This is a genomic window from Mesorhizobium sp. M0052, from assembly GCF_040323255.1.
Taxonomy (GTDB): domain Bacteria; phylum Pseudomonadota; class Alphaproteobacteria; order Rhizobiales; family Rhizobiaceae; genus Mesorhizobium.
Genome location: NZ_JAMYUS010000033.1, coordinates 19,818 through 45,652 on the forward strand (window position 1 = coordinate 19,818; position 25,835 = coordinate 45,652).

19 protein-coding genes are annotated in these 25,835 nt (G+C 59.3%); 5 read left to right on the forward strand and 14 right to left on the reverse strand.

What is annotated here, in order from left to right:
• Positions 1-69: 69 nt before the first annotated feature.
• Genes NKJ77_RS29880 through NKJ77_RS29905 form a run of 6 tightly spaced genes read right to left on the reverse strand, consistent with a single transcriptional unit; the run spans position 70 to position 6,239 of the window.
• The gene (locus NKJ77_RS29880) at positions 70-1,329 is read right to left on the reverse strand and encodes a polysaccharide biosynthesis/export family protein (protein WP_023681046.1); all 1,260 of its coding nucleotides are present in this window, start codon (positions 1,327-1,329) and stop codon (positions 70-72) included.
• Entirely contained in the window at positions 1,316-2,593 is a 1,278-nt protein-coding gene (locus NKJ77_RS29885) for a hypothetical protein (protein WP_023741171.1), read from the reverse strand. Before NKJ77_RS29885 ends, NKJ77_RS29880 begins: the two co-directional genes overlap by 14 nt.
• Complete coding sequence (locus NKJ77_RS29890; RefSeq protein WP_023711226.1) at positions 2,590-3,594, reverse strand: SDR family NAD(P)-dependent oxidoreductase; 1,005 nt, start codon at positions 3,592-3,594, stop codon at positions 2,590-2,592. Before NKJ77_RS29890 ends, NKJ77_RS29885 begins: the two co-directional genes overlap by 4 nt.
• A 44-nt stretch (positions 3,595-3,638) precedes the next feature.
• Entirely contained in the window at positions 3,639-4,313 is a 675-nt protein-coding gene (locus NKJ77_RS29895) for a sugar transferase (RefSeq protein WP_023681043.1), read from the reverse strand.
• Complete coding sequence (locus NKJ77_RS29900) at positions 4,310-5,461, reverse strand: DegT/DnrJ/EryC1/StrS family aminotransferase (protein WP_023670904.1); 1,152 nt, start codon at positions 5,459-5,461, stop codon at positions 4,310-4,312. The genes NKJ77_RS29895 and NKJ77_RS29900 overlap by 4 nt, the downstream gene beginning before the upstream one ends.
• Positions 5,462-5,510: 49 nt before the next feature.
• Complete coding sequence (locus tag NKJ77_RS29905; protein ID WP_023681041.1) at positions 5,511-6,239, reverse strand: nucleotidyltransferase family protein; 729 nt, start codon at positions 6,237-6,239, stop codon at positions 5,511-5,513.
• Between the two features lie 634 nt (positions 6,240-6,873).
• Between NKJ77_RS29905 and NKJ77_RS29910 the strand changes: the two genes are divergently transcribed.
• Positions 6,874-7,551 (forward strand): LuxR C-terminal-related transcriptional regulator, encoded by a 678-nt coding sequence (locus NKJ77_RS29910; protein ID WP_023670902.1) that lies wholly within the window; start codon positions 6,874-6,876, stop codon positions 7,549-7,551.
• Between the two features lie 101 nt (positions 7,552-7,652).
• Here NKJ77_RS29910 and NKJ77_RS29915 read toward each other — a convergent pair whose 3' ends face one another.
• Entirely contained in the window at positions 7,653-9,371 is a 1,719-nt protein-coding gene (locus NKJ77_RS29915) for a PAS domain S-box protein (RefSeq protein WP_023824741.1), read from the reverse strand.
• Positions 9,372-9,625: 254 nt separating this feature from the next.
• Between NKJ77_RS29915 and NKJ77_RS29920 the strand changes: the two genes are divergently transcribed.
• Positions 9,626-10,303, forward strand: coding sequence for a helix-turn-helix transcriptional regulator (locus NKJ77_RS29920; protein ID WP_023689781.1), 678 nt, complete (start codon positions 9,626-9,628; stop codon positions 10,301-10,303).
• Between the two features lie 158 nt (positions 10,304-10,461).
• Complete coding sequence (locus NKJ77_RS29925) at positions 10,462-11,598, forward strand: NAD-dependent epimerase/dehydratase family protein (RefSeq protein ID WP_023737042.1); 1,137 nt, start codon at positions 10,462-10,464, stop codon at positions 11,596-11,598.
• Positions 11,599-11,647: 49 nt separating this feature from the next.
• Here NKJ77_RS29925 and NKJ77_RS29930 read toward each other — a convergent pair whose 3' ends face one another.
• The 6 genes from NKJ77_RS29930 to NKJ77_RS29955 form a co-directional block, all read right to left on the reverse strand.
• Complete coding sequence (locus NKJ77_RS29930) at positions 11,648-12,853, reverse strand: acyltransferase family protein (protein WP_050589855.1); 1,206 nt, start codon at positions 12,851-12,853, stop codon at positions 11,648-11,650.
• Between the two features lie 215 nt (positions 12,854-13,068).
• Positions 13,069-15,237, reverse strand: a complete 2,169-nt coding sequence (locus NKJ77_RS29935) for a polysaccharide biosynthesis C-terminal domain-containing protein (RefSeq protein ID WP_031194976.1) — start codon at positions 15,235-15,237, stop codon at positions 13,069-13,071.
• Positions 15,238-15,306: 69 nt separating this feature from the next.
• Positions 15,307-17,508 carry a GumC family protein gene (locus NKJ77_RS29940; protein ID WP_023706586.1) on the reverse strand — a complete coding sequence of 734 codons (2,202 nt, stop codon included), beginning with the start codon at positions 17,506-17,508 and terminating at the stop codon, positions 15,307-15,309.
• A gap of 1 nt (position 17,509) precedes the next feature.
• Positions 17,510-19,507, reverse strand: a complete 1,998-nt coding sequence (gene asnB, locus NKJ77_RS29945) for an asparagine synthase (glutamine-hydrolyzing) (protein ID WP_023706585.1) — start codon at positions 19,505-19,507, stop codon at positions 17,510-17,512.
• A 1-nt stretch (position 19,508) separates the two neighbouring features.
• Positions 19,509-20,768 carry an O-antigen ligase family protein gene (locus NKJ77_RS29950; RefSeq protein WP_023691498.1) on the reverse strand — a complete coding sequence of 420 codons (1,260 nt, stop codon included), beginning with the start codon at positions 20,766-20,768 and terminating at the stop codon, positions 19,509-19,511.
• Positions 20,765-21,991 carry a glycosyltransferase family 4 protein gene (locus tag NKJ77_RS29955; RefSeq protein WP_023670892.1) on the reverse strand — a complete coding sequence of 409 codons (1,227 nt, stop codon included), beginning with the start codon at positions 21,989-21,991 and terminating at the stop codon, positions 20,765-20,767. The genes NKJ77_RS29950 and NKJ77_RS29955 overlap by 4 nt, the downstream gene beginning before the upstream one ends.
• 1,001 nt (positions 21,992-22,992) lie before the next feature.
• On the opposite strand from NKJ77_RS29955, the gene NKJ77_RS29960 reads away from it, so the two are divergent.
• Positions 22,993-24,471, forward strand: coding sequence for a M10 family metallopeptidase C-terminal domain-containing protein (locus NKJ77_RS29960; protein WP_023670890.1), 1,479 nt, complete (start codon positions 22,993-22,995; stop codon positions 24,469-24,471).
• An 89-nt stretch (positions 24,472-24,560) separates the two neighbouring features.
• Positions 24,561-24,773, forward strand: coding sequence for a DUF768 domain-containing protein (locus NKJ77_RS29965; protein ID WP_023670889.1), 213 nt, complete (start codon positions 24,561-24,563; stop codon positions 24,771-24,773).
• Positions 24,774-24,852: 79 nt separating this feature from the next.
• Here NKJ77_RS29965 and NKJ77_RS29970 read toward each other — a convergent pair whose 3' ends face one another.
• A complete protein-coding gene (locus tag NKJ77_RS29970; protein WP_023670888.1) occupies positions 24,853-25,578 on the reverse strand; it encodes an AAA family ATPase in 726 nt (241 codons plus the stop codon).
• Positions 25,579-25,835 lie beyond the last annotated feature (257 nt).

Consider the following 25,835-nt stretch of genomic DNA (forward strand, 5'->3'; position numbering starts at 1 on the left):
TGGATCTCCGTTCAGTTGGGTTCGCCCCCCCGATAGAACAGTAAGCTCCGCACGGACTGCGCTGACGCCCTATTGGACTGCCACACTTTGCAGTTCACTGCTGAATCTGGCTTCGAGAGTATCCCCCGGCAGCACAATCGCATCTTCGTCAACCAACAGCTTGCGCCATTCATTGCCGATCTTGCGCACGATGGTCACCTGGGCCCGTACCGTTTCGCCGGCAATCGGCAATGGCTGTGTGGATGCTCCGGTCGGCTGCAGCTTCTCGCTGGCGGCATGGAGCCTGGCGGTGACATCCGCTAGCCGAGCGTTGGTGTCCTTCAGATCCGTCAGCAAGCCAATCCTTCTTTGATTGTCGTTGCGTTCGTGCTGTCTGACAAAGTCCTCCTGCTGGCGTCGCGCCCTCATCAGCTCGACCGAGGTTTGAAGCGCGCCGCTTGAAGACAGAAGCAACGCGCGCCTGACATCCGCGAGCCGGGTGTTGGTCAGATTGCCTGCATCGAATGCCTTCGTCACTCGCGCCAAATCTTGCTCATCCGCCTTCACGCTCTCGCCCTCGACTCGTTCGCGTTTCTGCAAAACGCCAATTTGCTCGGCAGCGTCCGTCCGGCCCTTCTCCAGAAAATCCTGCTCTTGCCGGAAATCACTCAGCGCAACCTTTAGCGCCTCTGCTTCAGCCTGAGCCATCGCGGCTACAACGCTCGGCGAAAGAGGTGATCCCTGTGGTGTCTTCTTGTCGAAATCCGCCTGGCCCTGAAGCTCGGCGCGAATGCGGGCAGCGTGAAGGTATTCTTTCGTGTAATCTCCCCAGAGCATTTCGTAATCGCGCTTGAGATCGACCGGATCAGGCCCGGCCTGGCCCGCCCGTGATCGCAAAAAACTGAAGCCGCCGGAAACGGCCAGCGCCTGCCGTACAGTCATGAGCGGACGGTAGGCCTGTTGTCCTGGGGTGAGCACATCGCCCGTTACATAGATCGGGCGATAGTCCGCTATGATTGCTGTGACATCGTCGGGCTCGACAGTAACTGTCTGCTCCCGCCCGTCAGTCAGACGCACGTGAAAAATCTTGCTTGGCAAGAGCTCTTGCATTCGCCTTTGCAATTGAGACGCCGTCAGGCCTGCGACCATGATCATCCCCGCCTCCGGAAGGGCGATATTGCCATCCATCTGGACTATGGCGCGCTGCGTCCGATCAGGGATAGGCGCTATTCCTATCTCGACCGTATCGCCAGGTGAGAGTTGATAGGGCTCGACCTCGCCTGCGCAAGCCATCGAGGTTAGCGACATCATCACGACTGCGCCAAGAACGTATCGTCTACTGAAGATCATTTGCGACAATCTCCTTCCGGTCGAACACCGGCTTCAAAGGCCATTCAACACGAGTAACGAAATCGTATACCGGGCCACCGGGCACGCCCCAGTTGCTGGACCAGACCACCTGGGAGCCGTCTGGAGACGGAGAGGCATGCGTCTCGCTCCAGTAGTCGAAGGGCGCGTTGTGCGTGTCTGCGACACGGCGGACCTCTCGACTGCCGTCTAGACGCAGCGCAATGACTTGCTGAGCGTAAGGCGCCCAATCCGGGTGCTGCGATAGTTCGGCTGGCGTGCCGCCATAACTCAGAAACACCCAGCCGGGCCTGCCGAGCGACCTGAGTGACGCATGCATGGCCTCGCCATATTTCATCAGCGAGGTAGCCTTGCCATCAGCCAAGCGGCGCTTGATCACCTGATATTTGTCAGGATCCGATTTGCTGATCCCGACATAGATTTCGCTTCCGTCGGAATCGACCGTCATGTCGCCATGGCCCGGTCGATGGTGCTCCATCCACTTCTGGCGCAATATGCCGTCGATGGAGAAGACGAAACTCGCTTCGATTCCGTCCGGTAATTGCTGGGAACACACTATGTTGATTCCGAGTGGTGAGATCGAGCAGGAGCCGGTTGTTCCCGGGAATTCGGCAAGATCGATATCGGGGAATTTCTGCCGTAGCTTTAGATCGTAGCCAAAGACCACCGCTCTGCCGTCATTGTTCGTTGCACGCACCGCAATCCGGCTGCCGTCGCGGCTCGGATTGCCTTTGTTGGGTCCAAATTTGAGGTTGGAGTACGCTCCGGAGGCGAACACGACGTCCTCATGATCGGTACGTGGGGCCCATGTCGCAATCTGCCGGCCCCCGACGCAGATCATCAACTCGGGATCGGTGGGATGCCATTCGCATTCGGTCGCGCGGTTGCGGTGGAACAAAGGCAAGTAGGTTTGTCCGTCGAGAAAGCACAGGCCACCGCAGCCATTGGCGATCAGGAGCAGGCTCTGGTCGGCATTCCAAGCCTGTGCGCTTGAGTAACGGTGGGTGCAGTACTTCTTCCCGCATACACCCGCCCGGCCGAGAACGCCCGGTCTGGTGATCCGTGCGAAAACCATGCCAGACCAAGGATCCCTTGTTTCGCGCACATAGCCCGGCAGGTTGTTCAGGACCGCAGTGGCCGCCGCCTCCGCTGCCTTGCTTTGACGGCCACCGGCAACGTAGATGTTGGGAGATATGGCACCGGCAGCCAGCAACAGCGCCAACGCATGACGGCCGCCCAGGGTCATGTCATGTAACCCACTTCGCGCCGTACCCGGCCTTCACTAAGGCGCTCGCGCCACCACGTGATTGTTCGCTCCAGCCCATCGCGCAGGCTGGTCTGTGTCCGCCATCCAGTCTCGCGTTCAAAGCGCGAGGAGTCGGCGAGCAAGGCGCGAACTTCGGAATTTTGCGGCCTCAGGCGCCTTTCATCACGACGGACCGGCTTTTTGCAATCGGTCAACTCAAGAACAATGGCCAATACGTCCGAGACGGTCGCAGCGCGTTGGCTGCCAGCGTTGTAGGCGTGGCCGAACTCGAGCTGGGCGAGACCTGCGGTCAGGAACGCTGTCGCGGTATCTTCGACATAGGTCAGGTCGCGGATCGGGCTGGTATCCCCGATCATGATTGCAGGACATTTCGGGTCGAGGACCTGCCGGATAATGGTCGGCACGATGGCGCGTTCACTCTGGCGCGGGCCATACGTGTTGAAGGGTCGCATGATGACCACAGGGACATCGAACGACCTGGCGTAGGACTCCGCCATCATGTCAGCGCCGATTTTGGACGCCGAATACGGTGACTGTCCCTGCAGGGGGTGTGTTTCGCCGATCGGCATGGTTTGGGCAGTTCCATAGACCTCGCTCGTCGAGGTATGGATCACCCGCTCCGTCTCCCACAGGCGCGCCGCTTCGAGGACATTCACCGTGCCTAAGATGTTGGTTTCCACATAGGACTGGGCAGCGGCGTAGGAGTATGGAATCGCAATAAGCGCCGCCAGATGAAAAACCGCGGCTTGGCCGCGCATGATCCGGTTAAGGAACGCACTGTCGCGGACGTCACCACGGACGAGCCTCAACTGGCTGCGGATGGTGTCCGGCAGATCGTCTAGCCATCCATGGCTGTCGAAGGAATTGTAAAGGGCAAGGGCTGTGACATCTGCCCCGTTGCGAACAAGCGCCTCCGTGACATGCGAACCGATGAATCCGTCCGCGCCGGTCACCAGGACTTTCTTTCCATTGTAGCTCATCACTGCGCATTCCTTTGGCTGTTTGGAACGCTTCCCTTGGATATTCAAACGTCGATCGGCGGTACCGGAACCCAACCGACCACTGCCAGCACTCCCCGCACCATCCACGCGAGGTCGGAGACGATGGTGCGTCGCGGATAATATGAGAGGTCCAGTGTTGCCTTGGCGGGGAACATGACCTCCCGGTAGAACACGATCGGATCTACGGATTGGGGGAAGTAATGCGCTTCGTGCCGAAAAACGACCTGGGCTGGTCCCAGCAGGCCTGGCTTGTATTGCAGCACGGCCCTAAGCTCGCCCCGGAAACAATCGGCGAAAGCCAGGCTCTCGGGCCGTGGGCCGACGATCGCCATTTCGCCTTTGAGGACATTCCACAGCTGCGGTAGTTCGTCCAGCTTCGTCGCTGCGAGAAAGCGGCCAACGGTGGTCATGCGTGTATCGCCCACGACCGTCAGCGCAAGGCCTTGAGAGCCGCAGTTCACACCGAATTTGCGAAATTTGTACATGCGGAAGGTTCGGCCGCCGGCCCCGATGCGGGTCTGAGCGAACAAGATCGAGCCACCGCCCTCGAGCAGAAGCGCTCCGGCGATCAGCAGCATCAATGGCGCCAATGCGACGGTAGCGATGCCCGCCACCGCAAGATCGATTGCGCGTCTCGCAAAGCCGTGATCAGGATTGGGAACGAACATCCGGTGAAAGGCAGGGTCTAACGCATTCATGCAGCAGTTCCTCTTTGGGCGCCTGCTTTGAGCGCGCCTGTTTTGAGCGCGGCTGCGAGGGCAGCCACGACTGATTCGGCGGCGGCGGAAGTGATCTGGGGGTGCAGCGGAATTGTGAGCTCTCGCTCAGCGAAATCCTCTGTTCGGGGCAAACTCACGCCGGGAAAGCGCTCGCGGTAGAACGTCATTTGGTGCACCGGCGGGTAGTGGATGGTGGTCTGTATGCCCTGTGTCCGCAGCTCGTCGATGACATCCTGCCGGCTCGCGTAGCGCGGCAGGACGATCGGCATGATGTGGTAAGCCGACGTCCGGGGTTCGCTAAATGGAATGACAATGGCTGGGCAACGGTCCGCGATCAGGCGTCGGTACAAGACAGCTATGATACGCCTGATTTCGTTCCACTCTTGCAGGTTCTGCAACTGAACCAGCCCTATTGCCGCTCGCATCTCGTCCATTCGGTAGTTGAACCCGAGCATCGTGACATCATATTGCGGCGTACGACTGTTCAGCCGCTGATGCGTCCCCGTGGTCATTCCGTGCCCGCGGGCCAGGCGAACCCTGTCGAGCAGATCGGGGTCACGTGCAATCACGGCGCCCCCTTCGGCCGTTGTCATGTTCTTGTTGCCATAGAAGCTGAACGCGGCCGCGGCGCCGAAGGTCCCGACTTCCCTAAGCCCGGGCGCGTGCGCAGCGTCCTCGATGATATGCAGCCCGCGAAGCCGGGCGAACCGCTGCCATTGTTCCCGATCGGCGAGATACCCGGCGAAGTGAACGAGAATGACCGCTTTCGTGCGCGTCGTGCACCGCGCTTCGGCTTCCGCAACCGAGATCAACGGCACGTCGACGGACTCGATGTCGACGAAGACCGGCGTCGCCCCTACATACAGCACCGCATTCGCCGTCGCCACGAACGTCAGCGAAGGAACCAGTACTTCGTCGCCAGGGCCGATGCCCAAAGCATGGAGGAGAAGATGGAGCGCTGCGGTGCAGGAACCAACCGCGACGCAATCTCGCGCGCCATGCATGCTGGCAAAGGCCTGTTCGAACTCTCGTACCCTGTCCCCCATCGTAAGCCAGCCGCTATCAATCACCTGCGACAGGGCTGCCTTCTCTGGCACGCCTAGGATCGGGGCGCTCACCAAGAGCATCTTGACCTCCTGAAAGCCTTGTTAGTGGCTAGACCTCTGCATCAGACTTTCATGCGGCTGCAGCGGCAGCCGCGACCTCGATTGAGGACGACTGATCTTCCCAGGCAATTGCCTGTGCATTCTGGAAGTCATCGACACGACCGATGTCGAGCCAAAGACCGTCATGCTTGTAAACATGCACGGTCGTGCCGCCCTGCATCATCTGCAGCATCAGGTCATCGAACCCAAATGGGATCCCGGACGGAATGAACCGCAGGACATCTGGGTTCATGCAGTAAATACCCATGCTGACGAGATGGGAAAGCGTCGGCTTTTCCCGGAAGAGCTGGACGGTATTGTCGATCTCGTCGATGACCCCGAAGTCCATCTTGATATGACGGCACGCCGTGGCGATCGTAACGGGATCCCTATGCAAGCGGTGCGCGGCTACAAACCGGCTCAGGCTTAGATCTGTGAGGACATCGCCGTTCAGAACGACAAATGTTTCGTTCAGTTCATCCCTAATCAGAGAGAGAGGTCCGACGGTGCCGAGTGGCTCCATTTCCTGGGTATATTTGATCTTCAAGTTCCATTGCGATCCGTCGCCGCAGACGCTCCGGATCAAATGTCCTAGATACCCTGTCGTAATATATACCTCTTCAATGCCGTTGCGCCGCAGCCACTTCAAAAGCAACTCAAGAACAGGCCTGGCCCCTATCGGCATTAATGGTTTCGGCAGGACCGATGTAAACGGTCGAAGGCGCGTACCCATCCCACCACATTGAATCACCGCTTTCATTCGATCCTCCTGATCTGCAGTTGGCTTTGTTCGGGATCGGTGTTCCATTGTCCGGCCAGGGCACACCCTCAAATCCGGCCAAACCTCGGCGGCAATCCGAACATCATATGCGAAAAGGTATGTGACAGCCGGGGCGGCTGTCGTCGTGCATTCGAATGGTAGGGATTCAAAACGTTCAAGGTATTAGATGGCCACGAGATCAACAGCCGATAGAAGCGCGATTGGGCACTGATCATGACGCCGATAAAACGAAAGCAGTTGCTTTCAAGAAAGCTGCGATCCGCCAGGGCCGGACCGGCCTACAGGTCCGGCGACAGCGGGTGGCGACATAACAGATGTCACATGATTACGATGGTCCTGAACAGCTGGCTTTGGACCCAGAAATGGGAAACCGGCATCGTTTTGCGGACGGGCACCGCACGCCAGGGTTAAAAATCTATGGATGAGCTTCGCAATTTAGTATTATATTAGACGTTCTGGATGTGCGTGGATGGGACGCTGCGGACATCACTGTGATGCGTTGACCAGTGGATGGCCGCCATTTTAGGACCACCACGGATTGTCGATCATAGGCGAATGGGAGGTTCCAGCGGGTTTTCTCGTCGGGAACCGAGTAACGCGTTGGGGTAGTTGCATGGCTCGGATCGTCATTGCCGACGATCACGGCTTATATCGGCGTGGTCTCCGGCTGGCTCTCATGGCTGGAATTCCAAGCGCCGAAATATTCGAAGCTTCGTGTTTCGATGCCGCGGTCAATCTTCTAGAGGAGCAGGCTTCCATCGATCTTGCGATCCTCGATCTGAACATGCCTGGGCTGTTCCATCAGGAAGTGCTCAGCGACTTTATGGCTGCCTATCCTGACACTCGCTTTGCGATCGTTTCCGGGGATGATTCCCGCTCGGAGATACTGACCGCGCTTTCGATCGGACTTCACGGGTATATCGTCAAATCGCAGAGCGACGAAGAAGTCGTGCTGGCTGTAAACGAAATCCTCGCTGGCCGGATCTATGTGCCATCTCTGCTATCTCGAACGTCTGCCGACCAGAGATCGCATGCCCCCCCACCTCCGGTTCAAAATCCCAGCCGCCGGCACGAGGGCTCGGGCGACGTCGCTAGGCTGACGTCTAGACAGAAGGACGTCCTCAAGCTGATGGCAGAGGGGTACTCGAATAAGGAGATTGCCCGTAATCTGGACATTGCCGAGGCGACAACGAAAATCCATGCCGCAGCCGTGCTGCGTGAGCTTGGGGTTAGAAACCGTACCGAAGCAGCTGTGTTGCTCCAAAGCTGGCTGACGAGACAGGCGAGTTGACGTATGCCCCTCGAACCGGCCCGAGTTTGCTTGCAGGAAATCGCAGCAAAGGGCCCACACCATCGGTTAATTGGCCAATTCGGCTTCGACTTGGAGGGGCTCTATTGCAATCCAAATTCCTCAATTTCTTTGCGCGATACACGCAGCGAATATCGAAGGCCATCTTCGGTTATTTCCATATTCGGGGAATGCCCGACAAGCGGCGTGCTGTCCACACCGATTATCAGTGACCCGAACCCGCGGCGTACGACTTTTGAACTCTTCCGTCGGCCCGATTCCACCCAATCGAACACGAGGTCGTCACCTTCGTCCTCGGATGCAAATCGCCACTTAACTTCGACCTTGCCATTCGGGTCACCCAGCGCACCATGTTTCACCGAGTTTGTCGTCAACTCGTGAAGGATCATCGCCAAGCCCTCGGCGGCGCCGCTTGGCACAGTGAGGGAAGGTCCACTGATCGTAATGTCGCGTGTCTCCTTGAAGGGCTGCAATTCCCGGTCCACGAGTTCATGGAGCATCCCTGACAGGTTGGCATGACGAGAAAGGATGCGATGGGTCGCCTCCAGTGTTCGAATCCAATCGATCAACATCTCCTTGTATTTGGCAACATCATTGTCGGGAATATCGATCATGTTGACCAGAGCTCTAATCACTGGAAACACATTGCTGAACCGATGGCGCTCTTCGCGCATTATGCGCTCGCGTCTCTTTACGGCGGCGCGAAGCAAAGTTGTTTGTCGACGTTCGGTCAGATCCGCCGCCACCCCGATGCGCATTTTGCGGTCGCCGTGCTCTTCCTGCCGTCCACGCAATGCAATCCAGCGTGTGTGACCATCCACTTGCCGGACGCGAATCTCGACGTCAAAGTTCAATGCCGATGAAGGCTTTGCCGAGGCGGACAACTTCGGCCAGTCGACGGGATGGATTACGGCCGAGAGTTCTTCCAAGCGGCGGACTGGGGCCGGAGGCAGACCAAGGATGTCCCAGAACTTGCCGGAGCCGGCGACTGTCCCATCCTCAATGTCTATTTGCCATGTGCCCAGGCGCCCGGCAGATACGGCGAGATCGAGCCATTCCTTCTGAGCCCGAAGGGCCTCGCGTGCCGCTTGTCGCTCGGAAATATCGTCAATCACCGCGAATACGCTCTCATTTGGCGCCTCTTCCGGCCGCGACGAAGACAGGGCCAGGTGAGCCCAGAATGCCGTGCCATCCTTGCGCAAAACGCGGATATCCGTAGCAGACGCGGTCCCATTGCCCAAATCTTCCAAAAGTTTCCGCACAGTACCTCGATCGTCGGGGACAATGAGTTCCTCCAGCTTGAGTTGGGCAAGTTCCTTGTGCGCGTAGCCGGTCATCTCCAAAAGCCGTCTATTCGACTGCAGCAGTTCGCCATGGCGATTGGTATTAGCAAAGCCCAAGGCGGCAGCGTCGATGGCACCGAGCCTCGCTTCTGCCACCCTGAGCGCACCATGCAGATCTTGTCGCAGGCGGTGGAACACAGCTGCGATCAGGCTACCCGAACCCAGAAGGAAGACGGCCCCGGTCCAGTCTCCACCAGTGAGGTGACCGTCCAACAGGTGTCGCATCCACAAGCCGGCGACCGCCATCAGAAGCGTTGCTGCGATGGCAACAAAACGGCCCTCAAGATACACGATGACAACGGTTATGGGGATAAACGCAACAAGCGGCAACGGCTGGCCGCCATATACCGTACTTATCGCCTCGAATGCTATCGATGCTGCAAACACCAAAAGCGAAGCTAGATGAGCCCACGTAGTGCTCGACACATTCGATTTGAGCCAGCGCAGGTCCGAACCCATGCGCAAAGACTACAACTTTCGGTCTAGTCCGTCGAGACTAGGCCGAAGGGGTGGCACCTAATCCCAATGCCCGATTGCCATGACTTTGCCGGCGAATAAAATCATGGTGTCAGGAGCGCTCTTCAGAAAGATATATCCAAGAGACGCTGCGGAAAAACCATTCGCAGATTTCTCGCAGTATGTGGAAATTCAAGTTGAAGCAGCAACTTCATCAGATTTGATTTGCGTCAGTAGCAATGGGTTGGGTGGAAGCGATGACACTGATTGAAACGCGAAACGATGCGCTTGCAGGCAGGCAATACATTGTATTGAACGATACCCGCCACGAAAGGCCGATAAGCCTTGTGGACCGGCCGGACGCAAGGGTCGGCGGATCTCGACGACGCAGCCTGGAATCCATCACCGGCATGCTTGATCGTATGGGTTGCGGCTATCTCGTCCTGGACCGAGACAAGAAAGTAATAGAATGGAACGCTGCCGCTCGGGACACCCTCGCACGCCAGGGCGAAGCAACTGATACAGCCGTCGAGCTTGCTGCCGGGTTGAGGCGGCTGGTCGCGAATGTTCCGGTCCACCTCCAGCCGGGCTCACTCTCATGGGTAGTGATCCACAGCAGAGGCGACAGGCCGGTGACCATGAACGAGACGGGCGTCGTTACACCGGACGGGACAACCGTCGTCGCATTGCTGGACCGGGATAACAAATCGGCGGCCAACCCTCGCACGTTGCAAAGGATGTTCGGTTTGACCAGTGCGGAAACGCAGTTGGCGCTACGCCTGGCCCATGGCGACGCGCCCTTGGAGATCGCCCGTAGCTGGCATCTCAGTCGCACGACTATTCGCTCTCAGCTCGCCTCGCTGTTCGCCAAGACCGACACGAGGCGTCAGGCGGAACTAGTGGCTCTTTTGGGGCGCATTTCGGTTTTGCCATGAGAAATCGACTGCTGTCTGCATCCGCTTTGATTCAGACAGCGGCGGCCCGCATTGAGCGCGCTGTCGCGTAGATCACAAGGCCGGCGCGCCATTTCCGATCGTTCAAGCGCTGCCGAGATAGCGCGGAACGCGGAACCTGGAAACGGGAGTGACTTGCCATGGCCGAAGCAGATTCGAAGGTCAACAAGCTGGCGGATATCGTTCACGGGCTGCAGGATGGTGCTGCGTCGACCCTTACGCACACGGGGCCGATCATCGTCACGGGCGCCGCTGGGTTCATCGGATTTCATGTTGCGTTACGCCTTTTGCGGCTCGGCGCCGAGGTCATCGGCGTCGACAACTTCACGCCTTACTACGACCTGAAGCTGAAGGAGGCGCGATTTACACGGCTCTGCGCCGAGCCGAGGTTCACGCCGATGCGCTTCGACCTGGCGGACCGGTCGCTGGTGAAAGCGCTGTTCTGCGAATTCCAGCCATCGCACTTCGTGCATCTGGCCGCCCAGGCCGGGGTACGTCATTCGCTCGTGGACCCGCATGCCTATGTGGAGTCAAACATAGTCGCGTTTCTCAACGTTCTGGAGGGCTGCCGACACGCCGGCGTCAGCCATCTCGTTTATGCCTCGTCGAGCTCCGTATATGGTGCCAATCGACGCATACCCTTTTCCGAGCATCATGGTGCCAATCATCCGGTGAGCTTCTACGCCGCCACCAAGGCCGCCAACGAGTGCATGGCGCATTCCTACAGCCATCTGTTCGGCTTGCCCGCAACCGGACTGCGCTTCTTCACCGTCTATGGTCCCTGGGGCAGGCCCGACATGGCTGTCTATACTTTCACCCATGCCATCGCCGAGGGCCGAACGATCGAAATCGCCAATGCCGGGCGCGTATGGCGGGATTTCACCTATATCGACGACATCGTAGAGGGGGTTGTTCGCGTGCTCGCCAAACCACCGTGTCAGGATCCCGATTGGGACGGTCGCGCTGCCGATCCTGCCACCAGCTCGGCGCCGTATCGGCTCTACAATATCGGCAATGATCGGCCTGAAGAAATCAACCATCTGATCGCGCTCATCGAGACGGCCCTTGGCCGCCGCGCCCTTCGCGTCAACGTACCTTTACCACCAGGTGACGTCCTGGAAACCCGCGCCGATGTCAGGGACCTCCGCCGCGCCGTTGGCTTCGCACCGGCGACAACACTGGAGGACGGCGTGCAACGTTTCGTGGAATGGTATCGGGAATTCCATGCATGCCCCGTCGGACAGGTGCGACCAGCCGGCCTTACGGCAACGGCATAGTGAGCACAACAGCGGCATTTCCTTGGTGTGGCAGGGTCGCGGCTCGCCTTCAATCTGTCTTGGGATACGCCGGCAATGGAAGGGACCCAAGCTGCCGCCCTGTGCTGTGCCCGACCCCCAAAAGGCGCCGCGCATAGCGGGTGAGCGGCTTCTCGAACAGACGGTGGGTGATAAATGCCACGCCCAGGGTTATCGCCAAGGCCGAACCGATGAAAGCCCACGGGCCGAGCACAAAGATCAAGCCTGTACGCCAGAAAATTATGCGCATGGCGCGGATCACGAATGGATGCATGAGGTAAAGAGCGTATGACGCATCGCCAACGCCAGCGGCCCACCTCGCCGCCAGGCTGTCATGCCTCAGTTTACCCGGCTCTGCCAGGGCAGCACTCCAAACAATTAGAGACGCCGGAATGCCATACACGACAGGGCGACCAAGGCCGGCCGAGATATCGGGAAACGCCGCCGCAAGCATCAGGGCACCCAGTCCCGTTGCGGCGACACAGGCCCTGATTGGGCCGGAAGGCCGCAGGCCCGAGGCGCACATGACCCCGATCATCGCGCCGAAAGCGAATTCGAGGATGATCGGATTGGTCCAGAAACCCCAAGGCTCTGGCAAAGGAGCCGCAAGAGCGCCCAAGAGCACCATCCCAACCAGGATCGTGAGCAGGACCGTAACTGCCCACCGCATGGGCAGCACGATCGTCGCCGTGAACAGCACGTAAAACAGCATCTCATAATTGAGCGTCCAACCCAACTCGTAGACCGGCTGAACGACGCCGTCAGGGCGACTGGCCGGAACGAATAAGTAGGATTCGACTACAAACCTGAAATCGACGTAGCTCTGGTTGAGAAGATTTGGGGCGGCCACCGCCACCGCAATGTAGAGCGAGGTGAGCGCCCAATATAGCGGGACAATTCGCGCGATCCGGCGGGAAATGAAGAGACGCGCGCCCCCGGGCTTTGCGAACAGCTGTCGCGACGTATGCACCATGATAAGGCCGGAAATCACGAAGAAAATATCGACTCCAGCGCTCCATGGTATCGGATTCCAGCTCTGAAAGGTGCGGCCGGCCTGTAATTCCAGGGTGGCCGCATCATGCTGGGCGTGTCGCAGCGCGACCGAACTAGCCGCGAGGGCGCGCAGGACCTGGACCTGGGTGAGGGTTTCGCGTTGGCTGCGCTCGACAGGCGTCGATCTCTCCGAGCGACGGCGCACTGCAGGCGCCGAGGCGCTCGCCATTCGGGCTTGTTCCATGGATGCTCCGCAGATTGTGAGCACACCCTGGGGCGCCTCCGAAACTGATGCATCCTTCAAATGACGGACACAGCCCGCGAAGTATCGGCTGCCCGCGCGGGTGTCCGGAACAGAGATACGCCGAAGCGTCTGTGCAGCCCTATGGCCTTTGTGCGATCCGGGCTTCGTGACTTCCTGCCCGAACGACGGCAATCACCGTAGCGAAAACAGTGCTCTCATTTGCTCGCCCTCAAGAACCAATGCCATTGACGGGCATCGACCGCGCTCGGCCTGATCGACAGCAAGGCAAAAACCAAGCCTGGCATGATTTTCAGTCGCTTGCGGATATAGACGGCCATGGCAATGCTCCAGATGCTCAGTGCAAGTGCCACACCCACCGCAGCGCCAAGCAGGCCGTACACCGCAACTCCGGCTGCACAGGCAATTATATTGGCCACAGCACCCGCTACCATCGTCGTTGCCGCAGCCCATTCATTTCCAGTCATGGTCAGGAGATTCTGTTGGGGCCCGCACAGCGCGACAAAGACATATCCCAAAATCAGAACCCGTGCGATCGGCGCTCCCGCGCTATAACCCTCACCGAAATAGCTCAAGAACGGCTCGACTATCACCATCATTGGGACGGCCACCAGGATGGCACCGCCAGCAGAAAGCAGGGTTGCGCGCGCGAACAGCTGTTGTAGGCCTCTGCGATCGCCTCTGACGTAGAGATCGGCTGCTGTTGGCGAAAACATGGTTGCCACGGCGATACGGGACAGGCCCACGAGCATCGCGACATTCAAGGCCAGCGCGAAAATACCCGCTTCAGCAATATGGCTTGTCCAGCCCAAAACCAGGACTCCTGCCCGACTGACGAAAACATCGAGCCCAGTGATGAGCATGAGCGGGGGGACGGCAAGCCACCATTCCCTCGAGGCATAACTTGGCTTGGCGTGTCCCAGGCCGGGTGGTTCAAACCTCCTCGCGATGATGAACACCAGCGCCGCTGTGAAAGCGGAACTCACAAGCACCGCCATCGTCACCGAGGGCGCATCCACTGTTCGAAATCCCGACAATGCCAGGAGCGCTACCAACACGAGCAGGAGTCCGTCTCGCATGATGCGCTCCGGCAACAACGCCGAGACAACGCCGCCGAAAGCACGCACAAGCGTGGCTCCGAGAGCATAGGCCGTAACCAAGGGCACAGCCATCATGCCGAGCACGATGCTTGTCTCAAGCCCTCTTTCCGTTGGATCTGAAAGGAACAGGACGGACGCAGCGCCGATCATCCCGAACAAGGTTGCCGCTATCAGCGATCTCTGCAGCGCAAATCTTATCACCCCGCGGGCTAGATCAAGCCTGCCACTGGCCCTATAGGCCGGGAGGAAACGCAACAATGATACATTAAAGCCAAGCGTTGCCAGATAGGCGAGCACTGACGTCCAAGCCTGAACGTAGGAATAGATACCGTAGTTGTGAGGTCCGATAAGGCGTGCAATTGCCAACTGTGCAAGACTGGTCAAACCAGCGCCACCAATATAGATCAACAAGGCGAATATGCTTGCCCAAGCCAGCCGCGAGCCCATGTCCTTGTTGCGCGGCGGTGCGGTTGCTGAACCAGTTACATCTGCGCGATGAGCCGGCAACTCAATTTGCTTTTCGCCGACCGACCTATCGAAGCGCGACAATGCAGAAAGTATTTGTCTCTCAATCCGACAAATACTTTTAAAGGTCGATGGACCATCGGTGTTTTCGACGGAGATGATTTCCCGGCCAGATGTTGTCAGGAGGTCATGCATCGCTTCAAAAACGGCGAATGAGCGCATGTTAACGCTCAAGTCGGCCTCGAAAATCCGTTCCGCCGGCGGCTCAAGCTCCATCCGCCGACGAAGGCGACTTTCCACGACCGCAGCTGGCACCAAGAGCCTGACGGTGAGATCGGCCGCCGGTGCGAGGCTGAGCGCCTTTTCCAGCGCTCTGGGGTTGGTGCTCCCATTAAACATCGCAAGCGAACCAATCGCTTGAACATATCCTTGATCGAAGATTATAATTTCGGGCGATTGCTCCGCAGACTTCCAGCAACGCGAAAGGTGCAGGATGTATCGCCAGATTCGCGCGCGCCATATTCGGTTTTTTGGCGGTATCATCCTCACTATTGCAAAGGAATTGGAAATATCATCGGCTCGCCCTGCCGAAAAAAGCAGTATTCTGGCTGTTGAAAACATCGCCGATACGATCCGTGATATGAACAGAAAGATTCCGAGATCATATTTGGCGGCCCTGGTGCTTGGCTTGTAGCTGAGAGCGACCTTGGCGTGATAGCCTTTCCCGCGCAGCTGCTGCGCAAGCGCATGTGCGAAGGTTGTTTTGCCGGATCCTGGAGGTCCGAAAAATTCAATGATCATCGTGTAGCTGGCTCGATTTAGGGGCTCGATCGCTCCCTGGAGCTTCTGTTGAAGATCGCACACGCATCTTCAAACCCTCTCCAACAGAAGATCGGCGTTGTCTCCGAGCCTGGAGCCGGCTAGCCTCTTCAGGTTCACCCGGGTGAGCACACTCCCTACTGGAACGGTGGCGGATCCGCCGGCTCCTATTGCATCCAGAGCACCACGGGCAATGCTGCGCCTCGTCCTTGCCCAGCGAACGGCAAAAAGCACCGAATCGGCCCAGCGCTTAAGCAGCCTGGTTTCAGGCCCCCCGAGGCCCAGGGGACCGTTCATGATGACCACGTCGTAGGCCGAACGCAGCTCCTCGGTGAACTGGCATTTGTCGACGGTGGACAGAAGCGTCAGGAGATCATCGGAAGGTGCTGGAGCGGCCATGAGGTCGATACCGATTTCCGGCATCCTCGTAATTGCATCCTTCAGCACGCAACGTTCATTCACATAGTCGCCGAAGGAGTTCCGGGCCTTGTCGGTGCTGAATTCACCACGAAACCCGTTCGTGAGCCGTACATCCTTGCGATCGAGATCGAGGAAAAGCACTCTTCCTCCCAGCCGCGTTGCCGCCAGCGCCAGGCTCCATGCCAACTCGGTCTTGGCATCGTCCTGGATGCTGGATGTCACGAGAATGATATGCGGCGGCTGTCCCTTTCCCTGAGTTGGCGCCGCAGTGACGAGCAGCGAAGTCACGGCGCGGCTGAACGGCAAGTTCTGCTGGCTCAGAACCAGATGCCGCAGCTTTCTGGCGTTAAGTCCCGCAACCCTGGGAAGCAGTCCTACGCACGGGACCCCAAGCTCGGCCTCGGCTTCGGCTTCACTGCGCAAGGTTTGGTTGAAACCGTTGCGGACCAGGACAATGACCGCCCCCATGAGACCAAAGACGACCATGCCGGGAGGAATCAGGAAAATTGGCGACAATGTCGTGGGGGCCGACGGCGGCCAGGCGGTCGAAAGGACCGCTACGCCTGGCGAAGGAGCGGCGATGCGACGTGTCAAGTCCTGCTGCCGGCTCAGGAGTTCGTTGTAATGCTGCGTCACGATGGCTACCCTAGGTTCAAGGGAACGCAGCCCCGAAAGTTGGCTCGCCGTGTCGGCCACGGCCGCGTCGAGCATCGCCTTGCGACTTTCAAGAGCCGTAGCCTGAGACCGGTAGACATTTGCCTCGGCAGCGATTCGGGCAACGCTTTGCTCCATTTCGCGGGCGATCGCGTTGCGCAGATCGCCGTCGGCGGCGGCACCCGACTGGCGTGCCACCAGGTCCGTCAACACGGGCGACCCGATTTCTTCAGCGATGGCCGTGACCGGGGCGCCCGCCTTGCGCAGGTCCTCAATACGGCGAAGGCGCGCTTCCGACGCGGAAAGACTGGCTTTCGATAGGAATATCTGCCGGCCGAGTTCCGCTGTCTCACTGGCTGCGTTGTTGGCCGCAGTCTGATCGACGGCGCCATGCGTGAGCCGGTATGTCTCCAGCCGATCTGTCGCTTCGACAAGATCCCTTTGTACTTGCGGAAGGCTGGCGACTATCGAATCCAGATGAACCTGATCCGATGCCCGGCTTTTTTGTACCAGATCTTGAATGTAGACCTGGGCAAACGTGTTCGCGACAAGTGCCGCACGCGCCGGACTTGGATCGGTGAAGCCGATGGTGATGACGCGCGATCGCAGCTCTTGTCCGACCCTCATTCCGTTGCGTAGCGCCTTCAGCTCGGGCGCGTCCGCTGCGTCCGGATTTTCCGCCACCTTGTTATCCTGTCTCCAGGCCCTGTTCAGGAGATCGATGAGGAACGAGCCAGCCGCGGGCGGGACGGCATTGACGACGGTCTTTCCGTTACCGTCGACTGGTTGGGCTTTGCGCAGTGCTGCCAGGACCCGACGCAGGTGGCCTTGCGAGGAGAGCATCGTCAGATGATCATCGATGTTCGATTCCAGCGAGTCCTGGGCGGATGCCACGCCGCCCGAAGCACTGCTGCTCGGGGCATCGATAATGACCTGGGTCGTTGCCTCGAACAGCACCGGGCGGGTGAAGCCCGCCAGTCCGGCCAGGATGCCGCCCAGAAGGGCCACGGCAAGCAAGAACCATTTTCGCGTCGTCAGGATGATGACGAGCTGGTGGAAGGGTGACGATTGCGTTGGCTCGCGTGGCGGCCGCATCAAGCGCAGATTGGTTTCAAGTGTCCCAACTTCCATCTGCTTGGCGCGCGGACGCCGGGCGCGGTTGGCTATGGAACCTTCCATCTCAATCCCCTGTCAGTTCGATATGGTAAGAAGGGTGCGTGGCGACCGTCGATGGCCGCATGGCTTCGTTGCGCCACGCCTGAAACATGAGCACCGGCCACAGGTCGCGGAAATTATCTTGGCTTCCATGCAGATGATTGCGCCAGCATGCGTCAACCTTCTCACGGTCGATGACCCCGTCCCCGGAGCGGCCGATCGTGGCAATGATATCGGTTGCCCAGCCGCGCAAGGGCCCTTTCAACCAAGTCCCGACCGGAACGTCGAAACCTTGCTTGGGCCGGTCGACCAGTCGGCGTGGTACATAACGATCAAGCAGTCGTCGAAGCAACCATTTGCCCTTCCCGTTTCGGACTTTGGCACGGGCTGGCAACCGCCAGGCAAATTCAACGACGCGATGGTCCAGGATCGGGCATCGCCCCTCAAGGCTGTTGGCCATGGTGGCTCGATCGAGCTTCACCAAAATGTCGCCCGGTAGATAGCCTGTCATGTCGGCGAATAGGAGACGCGAGAGCAGGCCGTCGAGCTTTGTGGTGTCGGTAGGTGCTGTCGACGGCTTGCGATGAACAAGGTCGTTGGCTGAAGATTTTGTCAGTTGCAGAAAGAGTTCGTCCTCATCTCGCGCCGCGAGCAGGCGGGCAAGGCGAGCCAGGCGGTCACCGCGCAAGCCATGCCGCATATTCGCCGAAAGCGGCAGATTGCCGAAGATATCTTTCTGAGAGGCTTGGGCCAGCAACCCAGCCCCCGATGCCAACAGCCGGCGAAATGACAATGGCAGCTCATGCTGCTTTGTGAGGCGGGTTGCCAGGAAGTGTCGAGAATAGCCTGCGAAGCACTCGTCGCCGCCATCGCCTGAAAGCGCCACGGTTACGTGTTGCCGCGCGAGGCGCGACACCAGCAGCGTCGGTATCTGCGATTCATCGGCAAACGGCTCGTCCCAAATCCGGGGCAGCTCCGGAATGACCTCAAGCGCGGCAGCCGGCGAGAGATGAAGTTCCGTATGATCGGTGCCCAGATGCCGAGCAACCGCGGCCGCATGGGGAGCTTCATCAAACCCACCTTCCCCGAACGCTATGGTGAACGTCCGAACGGGGTTTCGGGACTGTGCCTGCATCAGGGCGACGACAGTCGAGCTGTCGATCCCGCCCGACAGAAAGGCGCCCAGCGGCACATCTGCAATCATTCGTTCCTTGACGGCCAGGCGGAGCAGGCTGTCGAGCTCGGTTGCGAGGTCCTCGTCGCTGGCAGCTATCGGATCGCGCTGTCCCTTGCAGGCGACATCGGCCAGCGACCACCAAGGGTGAATGCGATGCGCAAGCGAACCGGTGCCTCGGGCGTTGGCGAATTGCGCCGCAGTGACCGACAGGACTGATCCAGGTGGCAGCTTGAACACGCCTTGCCAAATGCAACGGTCATCCGGCACCCAGCCTTTGGAAACCATTGTCGTCGCCGCATCGACATCGAGTTCCGGGGTGAAGCCTGGGAAGCGAGTGATCGCCTTCAACTCCGAGGCGAAGACGAGCGCATCACGTGTCAGGGCGACATAAAGTGGCTTCTTCCCCATTCGGTCGCGGGCAAGCTGAAGCGTTCGGTTCTTCAGGTCCCACAGCCCAAAAGCAAACATGCCAGCGAAGCGCGCGAGGGCTGCATCAAGGCCCCAGCTTTCAATCGCGCACAGCATGACCTCCGTGTCGCTGGCGCCGCGGAAATGATGGCCCGCCCCTTCCAGTTCACGGCGCAGATCGCGAAAATTGTATATCTCGCCATTGAAGGTGATGACATACCGACCGCTCGCGGAGAGCATTGGCTGGCGACCCGCTTCGGACAGGTCGACGATGGCCAGTCGCCGGTGGCCGAAGGCTACCCCCCCTTCACGGCTCACCCAGAAGGCCTCACCGTCAGGTCCGCGATGACGAAGCGTCGTCGCCATCGGTCCGATGGCCCTGAGCGCACTTGCGTTGGCTGCATCGGGCGCCAACAAAATTCCGGCGATCCCACACATTCTAGCATCTCCTCTGGCGAACAATCGCGGGGATCGCTTCCGGCGTCCCGGCGGCAAGGCAGAGGGTCAGACAGAACCACACGATCGGATGGCGGATGACCAAATGCGGAGCACTGAAAACGGCGATCGATGCCACGAGCGCCACGAGAGCGTCCAGCTTCGCCCGCCAGGCGGACAACGCAGCCGAGCCGAAGATCCACATCAGGGCTAGAACCGAAATCAGGCCGCCCTGAGTGTAGAGATCCAGGATGGTGCTGTGCGCCTCGAAGGGCCGCGGCAAAAACTGTTGATTGACCACGGGCGGACTATCTAGATGCGGGCCCGGACCCAGTCCAAGCGATCCCGATCGTGCCCCCTTCTCCAAGGCTGCATTCCAGAGGTAGAGGCGAAGCGCCGCGGTTTGGGCAGTCGCTTCCCCGCCCTTGTCTTTGGTCAGGCTCTTGGCGAAGTCTTCGGCGCTGGAAGCCTCGCTGAGGGCATAGGGCGCTATAGACAGGGCCAGCGGCAGGAAGCCAACGGCCATCAGGACGGCAAGCTGCCTTGAAAGGCTCGCCTTATTGCCGTCGCTCGCCAGCCAGGCCCGGACCCGCAGCCCGAGAAGGATCAGACAAGCCAGGACCGTGGTATAAAGGTAGGTATCGCTTTTTGTCAGCCTTCCGACGTAAACGGTGAATATGAGGCTGCATAGGGCAAGGCATCTTCCCCATTTATTGCTGGTGGTTGTGGCAAGATGCAAGGCCAGTGGACCGAGTAGGGCGCAGTAGAGCGCAAGCTGGTTCGGATTGTCGGACCACCCGCAGAAGCGGTCCCAGTACCAGGGTTCGACCCCAGCCTGATGGAGCCAGCCGAAACCAAGCCCTACCTGAATGATGAAGCCCGCATTCGCGACAGCAACCATCCACCAGGCGATACGACGCAAACGGAAAGACGCGTTGGGCTCCGCAGCGGCCAGACAGGTGACGCACGCCAACAGCACATAGGCCAGCGTGTCGTGCAACAACGGATCCAGGAACAACGTGGTTGTCAGAAAACCGATGATGTAACCCACGCCCATGGCAAGCGCCAGGATCAGCCAGAAAAGCCCAAGCTTAGCCAGTGCCGGCGTAACCTCCAGTTGGCCGCCAGCAAGGATTCGCGTCATCGACAGCATTATCCAGAGCGTGAGGCACAGTTCGCTGTAGCCGAAGGGCAGCCCTGGGATGCTGAGTTGCGCCGCGTAGGACATCGCGACGCCGAAGGCCAGAAGCGCATCACGCATCATTGCCGCGCCTCGCCCAGTCGATGGGGGCTCGGCACCGCCTCTTCCCTCGGATTCGCCTGCGCAGCTTGAACAAGCCTGCTGCGATATCTGCCACCCAGGATTGTCTTGTACAGGTCGCAATACTGGTCGATGACCCACGACAACGAGAACCGCTCCCGCACGAATCCGACGGAACGGCTCCCCATGGTCTTGCCACGGGCGGGGTCGGAAAGAATATCGACTATCCGCGAGGCCAAGCCATCCGCATCGCGCGGCGCCACGAGATAGCCGTTCCAGCCATCCTCAACCACATCGTTGCAGCCCGGCATGTTGGAGGCGACGATCGGTAATCCGGACAATCCCGCCTCCAGCAGGACACGCGGAATTCCCTCGCGATATTGCGTCGGAAACGCAAACAGATCCGCCATCCCCAGGAGGGCTGGAATGTCGCGCCTTGGCCCCAATGCGACAACGTGGGGAACATGGCGCTCGATATCGGCTCTGCTGACGGCAAACGGACCTTCGGAGTCTTGCGGGCCGACAAGTACGAAACGCGCGTTGGGCCTCTCGCGGATAACGCGAGGAACCGCCTCGATGAGGGTTGGAATCCCCTTCTGCCGCGTGAGCCGACCGACAAATATTATGACCTGGGCCGATTGTAGGCCAAGTTCCTCGCGCATCGTGGCAGCCGAAGGACCACGATACCTTGCCATCGAGAATGCATCGGGGTCGATGCCAGAACTCCGGATCAGTCGCCCTTTGCCGCGAGCCACCAGCCGGTAGCGCTCGAAGAAGGCCTGATCATCACTATTCTGGAAGACGGTCATGGCTGTCCAACGAGACGCCACCCCCTGAAGGCCGCAAAAGAAAGGACGCAATGCCAGGGCCCGCGGCTCCCGCGACGAGAATGTCCAACCAAGCCCGTTGATGGTGCGAACGACGGGAACGTGCCCGCGCACCGCCAGTGGAGTTAGGATATTGGGCTTGGTGTCGAAACTTTGAATGATGTCCGGACGCAGTTCGGACATCAGTTCACGGATCGCGCTGACAGCACCCCATTCTGCACCGCCGCTGCCAAAGCGGTCGAACCCAAATCGGCGATGGGCAATGCCATGGGGTGAGAAGGCGGCTCCGAGATCACTCGAAACGGCAGTGACTTGAAAACCCCTTTCGCGAAGCGCCAAAAGAAACGGGATTCTTAGTCTATGATCCTCGCCGCCAACGCAAACCAGATGCGGACTCATCCTGTCGCTCCTGGATGCGATCCCAATCTCGTTAAACAGCTGACCCTATCCGCGGTTTCCATGGCCGGTTTCATCGCCCCTGAACACACAACAGCCAGTCCCACGCTAGGAGCAGGCTTTCGTGCTGTCCTCGTCTGTTTGCATGAAGCAAGCTGATCAACGATGCGGCAATGCAGCCACAATCGCTGTCGCCTCGGTCAGTGCGTTGGATCATCCGGTCTGACGGTGCAATGACGGCACCTTCGCGTACGACACGGCGGGCCGGATATAAAAAAGGGCTGTGTTCGAAAGGTCCGCGCGCCGCGTTCAAAGCAACTTCCGCCCGCCTTCTCACGCCGGATCAACATCGCGCCCAGATGGTGTGATGACTCGCACCGCCAGTTCTCCCGAGCGCTTCGTCTGGAACAGGCTTTCACCCGGTGTCTGGATATGGTCGGACCACCAGCCGCCTCTTCCCGCGGATGGGCGACCGCGTTGCCATGCTCGCCGTCATTCGGACCGGCACGCCCGCCTTTCCGTTGAACCCGGTGGGATCCAGTTCAGTGCCTCTCCGCAATTGCCAGCGGCGCGCGCCTCGCATGACCTTGTGGAGTACTGCCTTGCTCATTTTGGCGCCGAGGCTTTTCACGAGGAGCATTGAGCGGCTGCAATGGGAGGGCTTCGCCAGGACGCGATTCCTTTGCGGTCTGAGCTCGAAGAAGTCCTGCGGGAGCGCGCATTTGGGCGGTGGCTCAACCGAAGCGCGCATTGGCCGATTACCGCCACTGCAAACGCACAAGGCGCTCCGGCAGACGTCGCTGCAATGCTTTCGTTGCAGGCTTGAGCACCCCATACTTGGATCATCTACATACCTCTGAGGCAAGCGTAGCATCGAGGCTGTTGTGTTTTTCGGACGCTGATCAAAGATTCTATCAAGGGGCGCCGGTATTTGATTTGTCGCTAATGGATCCTTTCCCTAGGCAGGTGTGGGGCGCCTACCGAATCGGACGAAGGGTATGTCAATGACAACACTCCATTACGCCTCGGGCGGGTCGGCCTCCGAGGTCGCGAAAGCCGGATTCAATCTTGTTGATGTATCTTCCTTGGACCAGCTCAACGCCTTGCCGGCCGGCCAGAAAGGCCTGGTGTGGCTCAATGAAGCCGATGGTGCAACCTCCTCCTTTATCCAGAAGGTCACGCCCTTCATCGGCAATCCGAAAGTGTTTGGCTTCTTCCTAGTCGATGAGCCGGACCCGACCGGCAAATGGGGAACTTATGCCACCGCCGCTGATCTGAAGGCGGAGTCAGACTGGATCCACAGCCACCTGCCCGGCGCCAAGACCTTCATAACCATGATGAACATGGGGTCTTCCGCTAACCCCGACTTTTCAAACACATTCAATCCTGCCAACACGCATATCGACTATTACGGCTTGGATCCCTACCCGGTACGGACCGGAACAAGCACGATTGATTACAACATGATCGACAGGACTGTGGCGGCGGCCGTCGCCTCGGGCATCCCGCTCAGTCAGGTCGTTCCCGTGTATCAGACCTTCGGCGGCGGCGACTGGACGACCGACACGGGCGGTCGCTATGTCCTGCCCAGCGTTGCTCAGGAAAAGACCATGTTGGACCACTGGGCCAAGGTAGCGCCTTCGCCGGCCTTCGACTATGCCTATGCTTGGGGTTCTCAACAGGGCGACACGGCGCTTGAGAGCTCGCCGACGCTGCAGGCTCTGTTCCTTCAACACAACCAGAGCACCGCAAGCGGTCCTTCGGCCAGCGAACCGACGCCGCCGCCTACCAGCACAGTGCCTCCGCCCACAAGTGTCCCTCCGACCAGCACCGGCGATCACATTTTCTACGGCACGGGTAGCGCGGATGTGCTTCGCGGCACCGCTGGCGCGGACACGATGATGGGCCGCGGCTACAACGACACCTACTATGTCAACAACGCCGGCGACAAGGTGGTGGAACTGCGGCACAGCGGCAACGATAGCGTGCTGGCATCGGTCAGCTACGCGCTGTCGGCCGGCTCGCAGGTCGAGCATCTTGCGACCACCAGCAAATTGGGAACTGCCGCCATCAAGCTCACGGGAAACGAATTCGCCCAAACCATTGATGGCAATTCCGGGAGCAACACTATCAACGGCGGTGGCGGGAGAGACGTTCTGACGGGACATGGCGGCAACGACGTCTTTGTCTTCGATTCGGCTCTCAAGGTCGGCAATATCGACAAGGTCACCGATTTCAAAGTGGGCCACGACAAGATCCAACTCGACCACACCGTGTTTGCCGGCCTGCATACAGGCGCCCTTCCCCCTTCGGCGTTTTACGCCGGCAGGGCCGCGCACGACAGCGGCGATCACATCGTCTATAACAGCACGACCGGCGCGCTTTCCTTTGACAGCGACGGCTCGGGCGGCGCACATCAGATCCAATTTGCCACTCTATCGCCACACTTGGCTCTGACGGCGTCCTCGTTCATCGTGACGTGACCGCGGGAACGTCAGCCTGAGCAAGATGGTCTGACGTTCTTGAATATTGGCTGACGGAACCAAGAAGCCCCGCCGAGCTTGTACTTGGTATGAGCGCGCGCGGCATCGAATTCCTGCAGAAATGGGTAGAGGATAAGATCCCACTCTACACCAAGGCCGATCCGGCTCTTGCGGCGAAACTTGCGGACCAAGCAACGGCGGATGCCATCAGAGCGGGAATCCGCCCCGAGGAAATCTCTGAGGAAGTCGGAAGCATGTTGACGACCATGCTCGAAGTGCTCGATCAGCACGATTCGACATGATTGCGCGCTTGGCGGCAGATGCTGCCCGGCTTGGCGCCAAATGCATAAATGTGTCATGGATCATAGGTCATGGGCCAGCCTAGGCAGCATGACCAACATGCTCTCCCAGAACGCGCGCGACGACCCCGTCCACGTCGTGAGGTTCAGCACCATTGACTTGTATCAACGGCCATCGGTCCTGGCGCAGGCACTCGCCGACCTCTCTTGAGATTTCGGCCTGCCTTAATCCTTTGTCCACGCCAAGTTCGAACAGCATAACCTCGAGGAGCGGTTGCTGCGCATGCCTATCCACAAGACGGCGGCGTAACGTTTCCTGGGGCGCGTCGAGTTGCACAACGAGATCCGGCCGCGGCAGGAACGCCAGGCACTCGCGGACCGCGTCGAGGCTTGGAGTTCTAGCCAGCACACCCAGCGCACACAAAGCCTGAATCATGCCCTCTTCGAAGATGAAGCAACCGGGCGACTCCCGCGCTTGGCGCCAGGACTGGCACAGTTGGGCGATGTCGACCTTCATTCGCCATGACCACACGCGGCTTCGAAGAGGGATCGATGCCAGAAGCCGGGCCGCGACACTGTCCTTTGGCAAGGTCGACAGCAAGATAGGACCGGATGTGGCAATCTTTTTGCCAATTCTTCCTATGCCATGGCGGATTTCCGGAGCGTCATCCTGAGCCGATCCAGGTTCAATCAGGCGATACCCATTTACTGTCTTCACATTGATGCCGTGTCTCGCCAGCCCTTGGCAGAGGCCGCGAAGCAGCGTGGTTTTACCCGCGCCAGGCGGCCCAAACAACTCGATGATCATATGCTCAAGCGTCTCCGAAACGAGCAGTCATTCCCCTACGGATCAAGCTTAGCCGGATTTCCGATCACACCAACGTTCATTTGAATGATTGTTCCAGTCAGTGAATCTGGGCACCGAGCCCGGATTCTAGCGGAGATGCCGATCGCTCCGTTTGCCTGGGCAAGCCGTCTTGCGCTCGACGGAGCTTGCAAGGAAAAACGACCGGTGCTGGACACAGATGGCAAAACTTCTGAAGGACGCTCGGGAAGCGCTGGCTA

What these genes read in the sequence shown, in the direction of transcription:
- NKJ77_RS29880 (WP_023681046.1), bottom strand. Translation starts at nt 1,329, where the DNA reads ATGATCTTCAGTAGACGATACGTTCTTGGCGCAGTCGTGATGATGTCG.
- NKJ77_RS29885 (WP_023741171.1), bottom strand. Translation starts at nt 2,593, where the DNA reads ATGACCCTGGGCGGCCGTCATGCGTTGGCGCTGTTGCTGGCTGCCGGT.
- NKJ77_RS29890 (WP_023711226.1), bottom strand. Translation starts at nt 3,594, where the DNA reads ATGAGCTACAATGGAAAGAAAGTCCTGGTGACCGGCGCGGACGGATTC.
- NKJ77_RS29895 (WP_023681043.1), bottom strand. Translation starts at nt 4,313, where the DNA reads ATGAATGCGTTAGACCCTGCCTTTCACCGGATGTTCGTTCCCAATCCT.
- NKJ77_RS29900 (WP_023670904.1), bottom strand. Translation starts at nt 5,461, where the DNA reads ATGCTCTTGGTGAGCGCCCCGATCCTAGGCGTGCCAGAGAAGGCAGCC.
- NKJ77_RS29905 (WP_023681041.1), bottom strand. Translation starts at nt 6,239, where the DNA reads ATGAAAGCGGTGATTCAATGTGGTGGGATGGGTACGCGCCTTCGACCG.
- NKJ77_RS29910 (WP_023670902.1), top strand. Translation starts at nt 6,874, where the DNA reads ATGGCTCGGATCGTCATTGCCGACGATCACGGCTTATATCGGCGTGGT.
- NKJ77_RS29915 (WP_023824741.1), bottom strand. Translation starts at nt 9,371, where the DNA reads ATGGGTTCGGACCTGCGCTGGCTCAAATCGAATGTGTCGAGCACTACG.
- NKJ77_RS29920 (WP_023689781.1), top strand. Translation starts at nt 9,626, where the DNA reads ATGACACTGATTGAAACGCGAAACGATGCGCTTGCAGGCAGGCAATAC.
- NKJ77_RS29925 (WP_023737042.1), top strand. Translation starts at nt 10,462, where the DNA reads ATGGCCGAAGCAGATTCGAAGGTCAACAAGCTGGCGGATATCGTTCAC.
- NKJ77_RS29930 (WP_050589855.1), bottom strand. Translation starts at nt 12,853, where the DNA reads ATGGAACAAGCCCGAATGGCGAGCGCCTCGGCGCCTGCAGTGCGCCGT.
- NKJ77_RS29935 (WP_031194976.1), bottom strand. Translation starts at nt 15,237, where the DNA reads ATGATCATTGAATTTTTCGGACCTCCAGGATCCGGCAAAACAACCTTC.
- NKJ77_RS29940 (WP_023706586.1), bottom strand. Translation starts at nt 17,508, where the DNA reads ATGGAAGGTTCCATAGCCAACCGCGCCCGGCGTCCGCGCGCCAAGCAG.
- asnB (WP_023706585.1), bottom strand. Translation starts at nt 19,507, where the DNA reads ATGTGTGGGATCGCCGGAATTTTGTTGGCGCCCGATGCAGCCAACGCA.
- NKJ77_RS29950 (WP_023691498.1), bottom strand. Translation starts at nt 20,768, where the DNA reads ATGATGCGTGATGCGCTTCTGGCCTTCGGCGTCGCGATGTCCTACGCG.
- NKJ77_RS29955 (WP_023670892.1), bottom strand. Translation starts at nt 21,991, where the DNA reads ATGAGTCCGCATCTGGTTTGCGTTGGCGGCGAGGATCATAGACTAAGA.
- NKJ77_RS29960 (WP_023670890.1), top strand. Translation starts at nt 22,993, where the DNA reads ATGACAACACTCCATTACGCCTCGGGCGGGTCGGCCTCCGAGGTCGCG.
- NKJ77_RS29965 (WP_023670889.1), top strand. Translation starts at nt 24,561, where the DNA reads ATGAGCGCGCGCGGCATCGAATTCCTGCAGAAATGGGTAGAGGATAAG.
- NKJ77_RS29970 (WP_023670888.1), bottom strand. Translation starts at nt 25,578, where the DNA reads ATGATCATCGAGTTGTTTGGGCCGCCTGGCGCGGGTAAAACCACGCTG.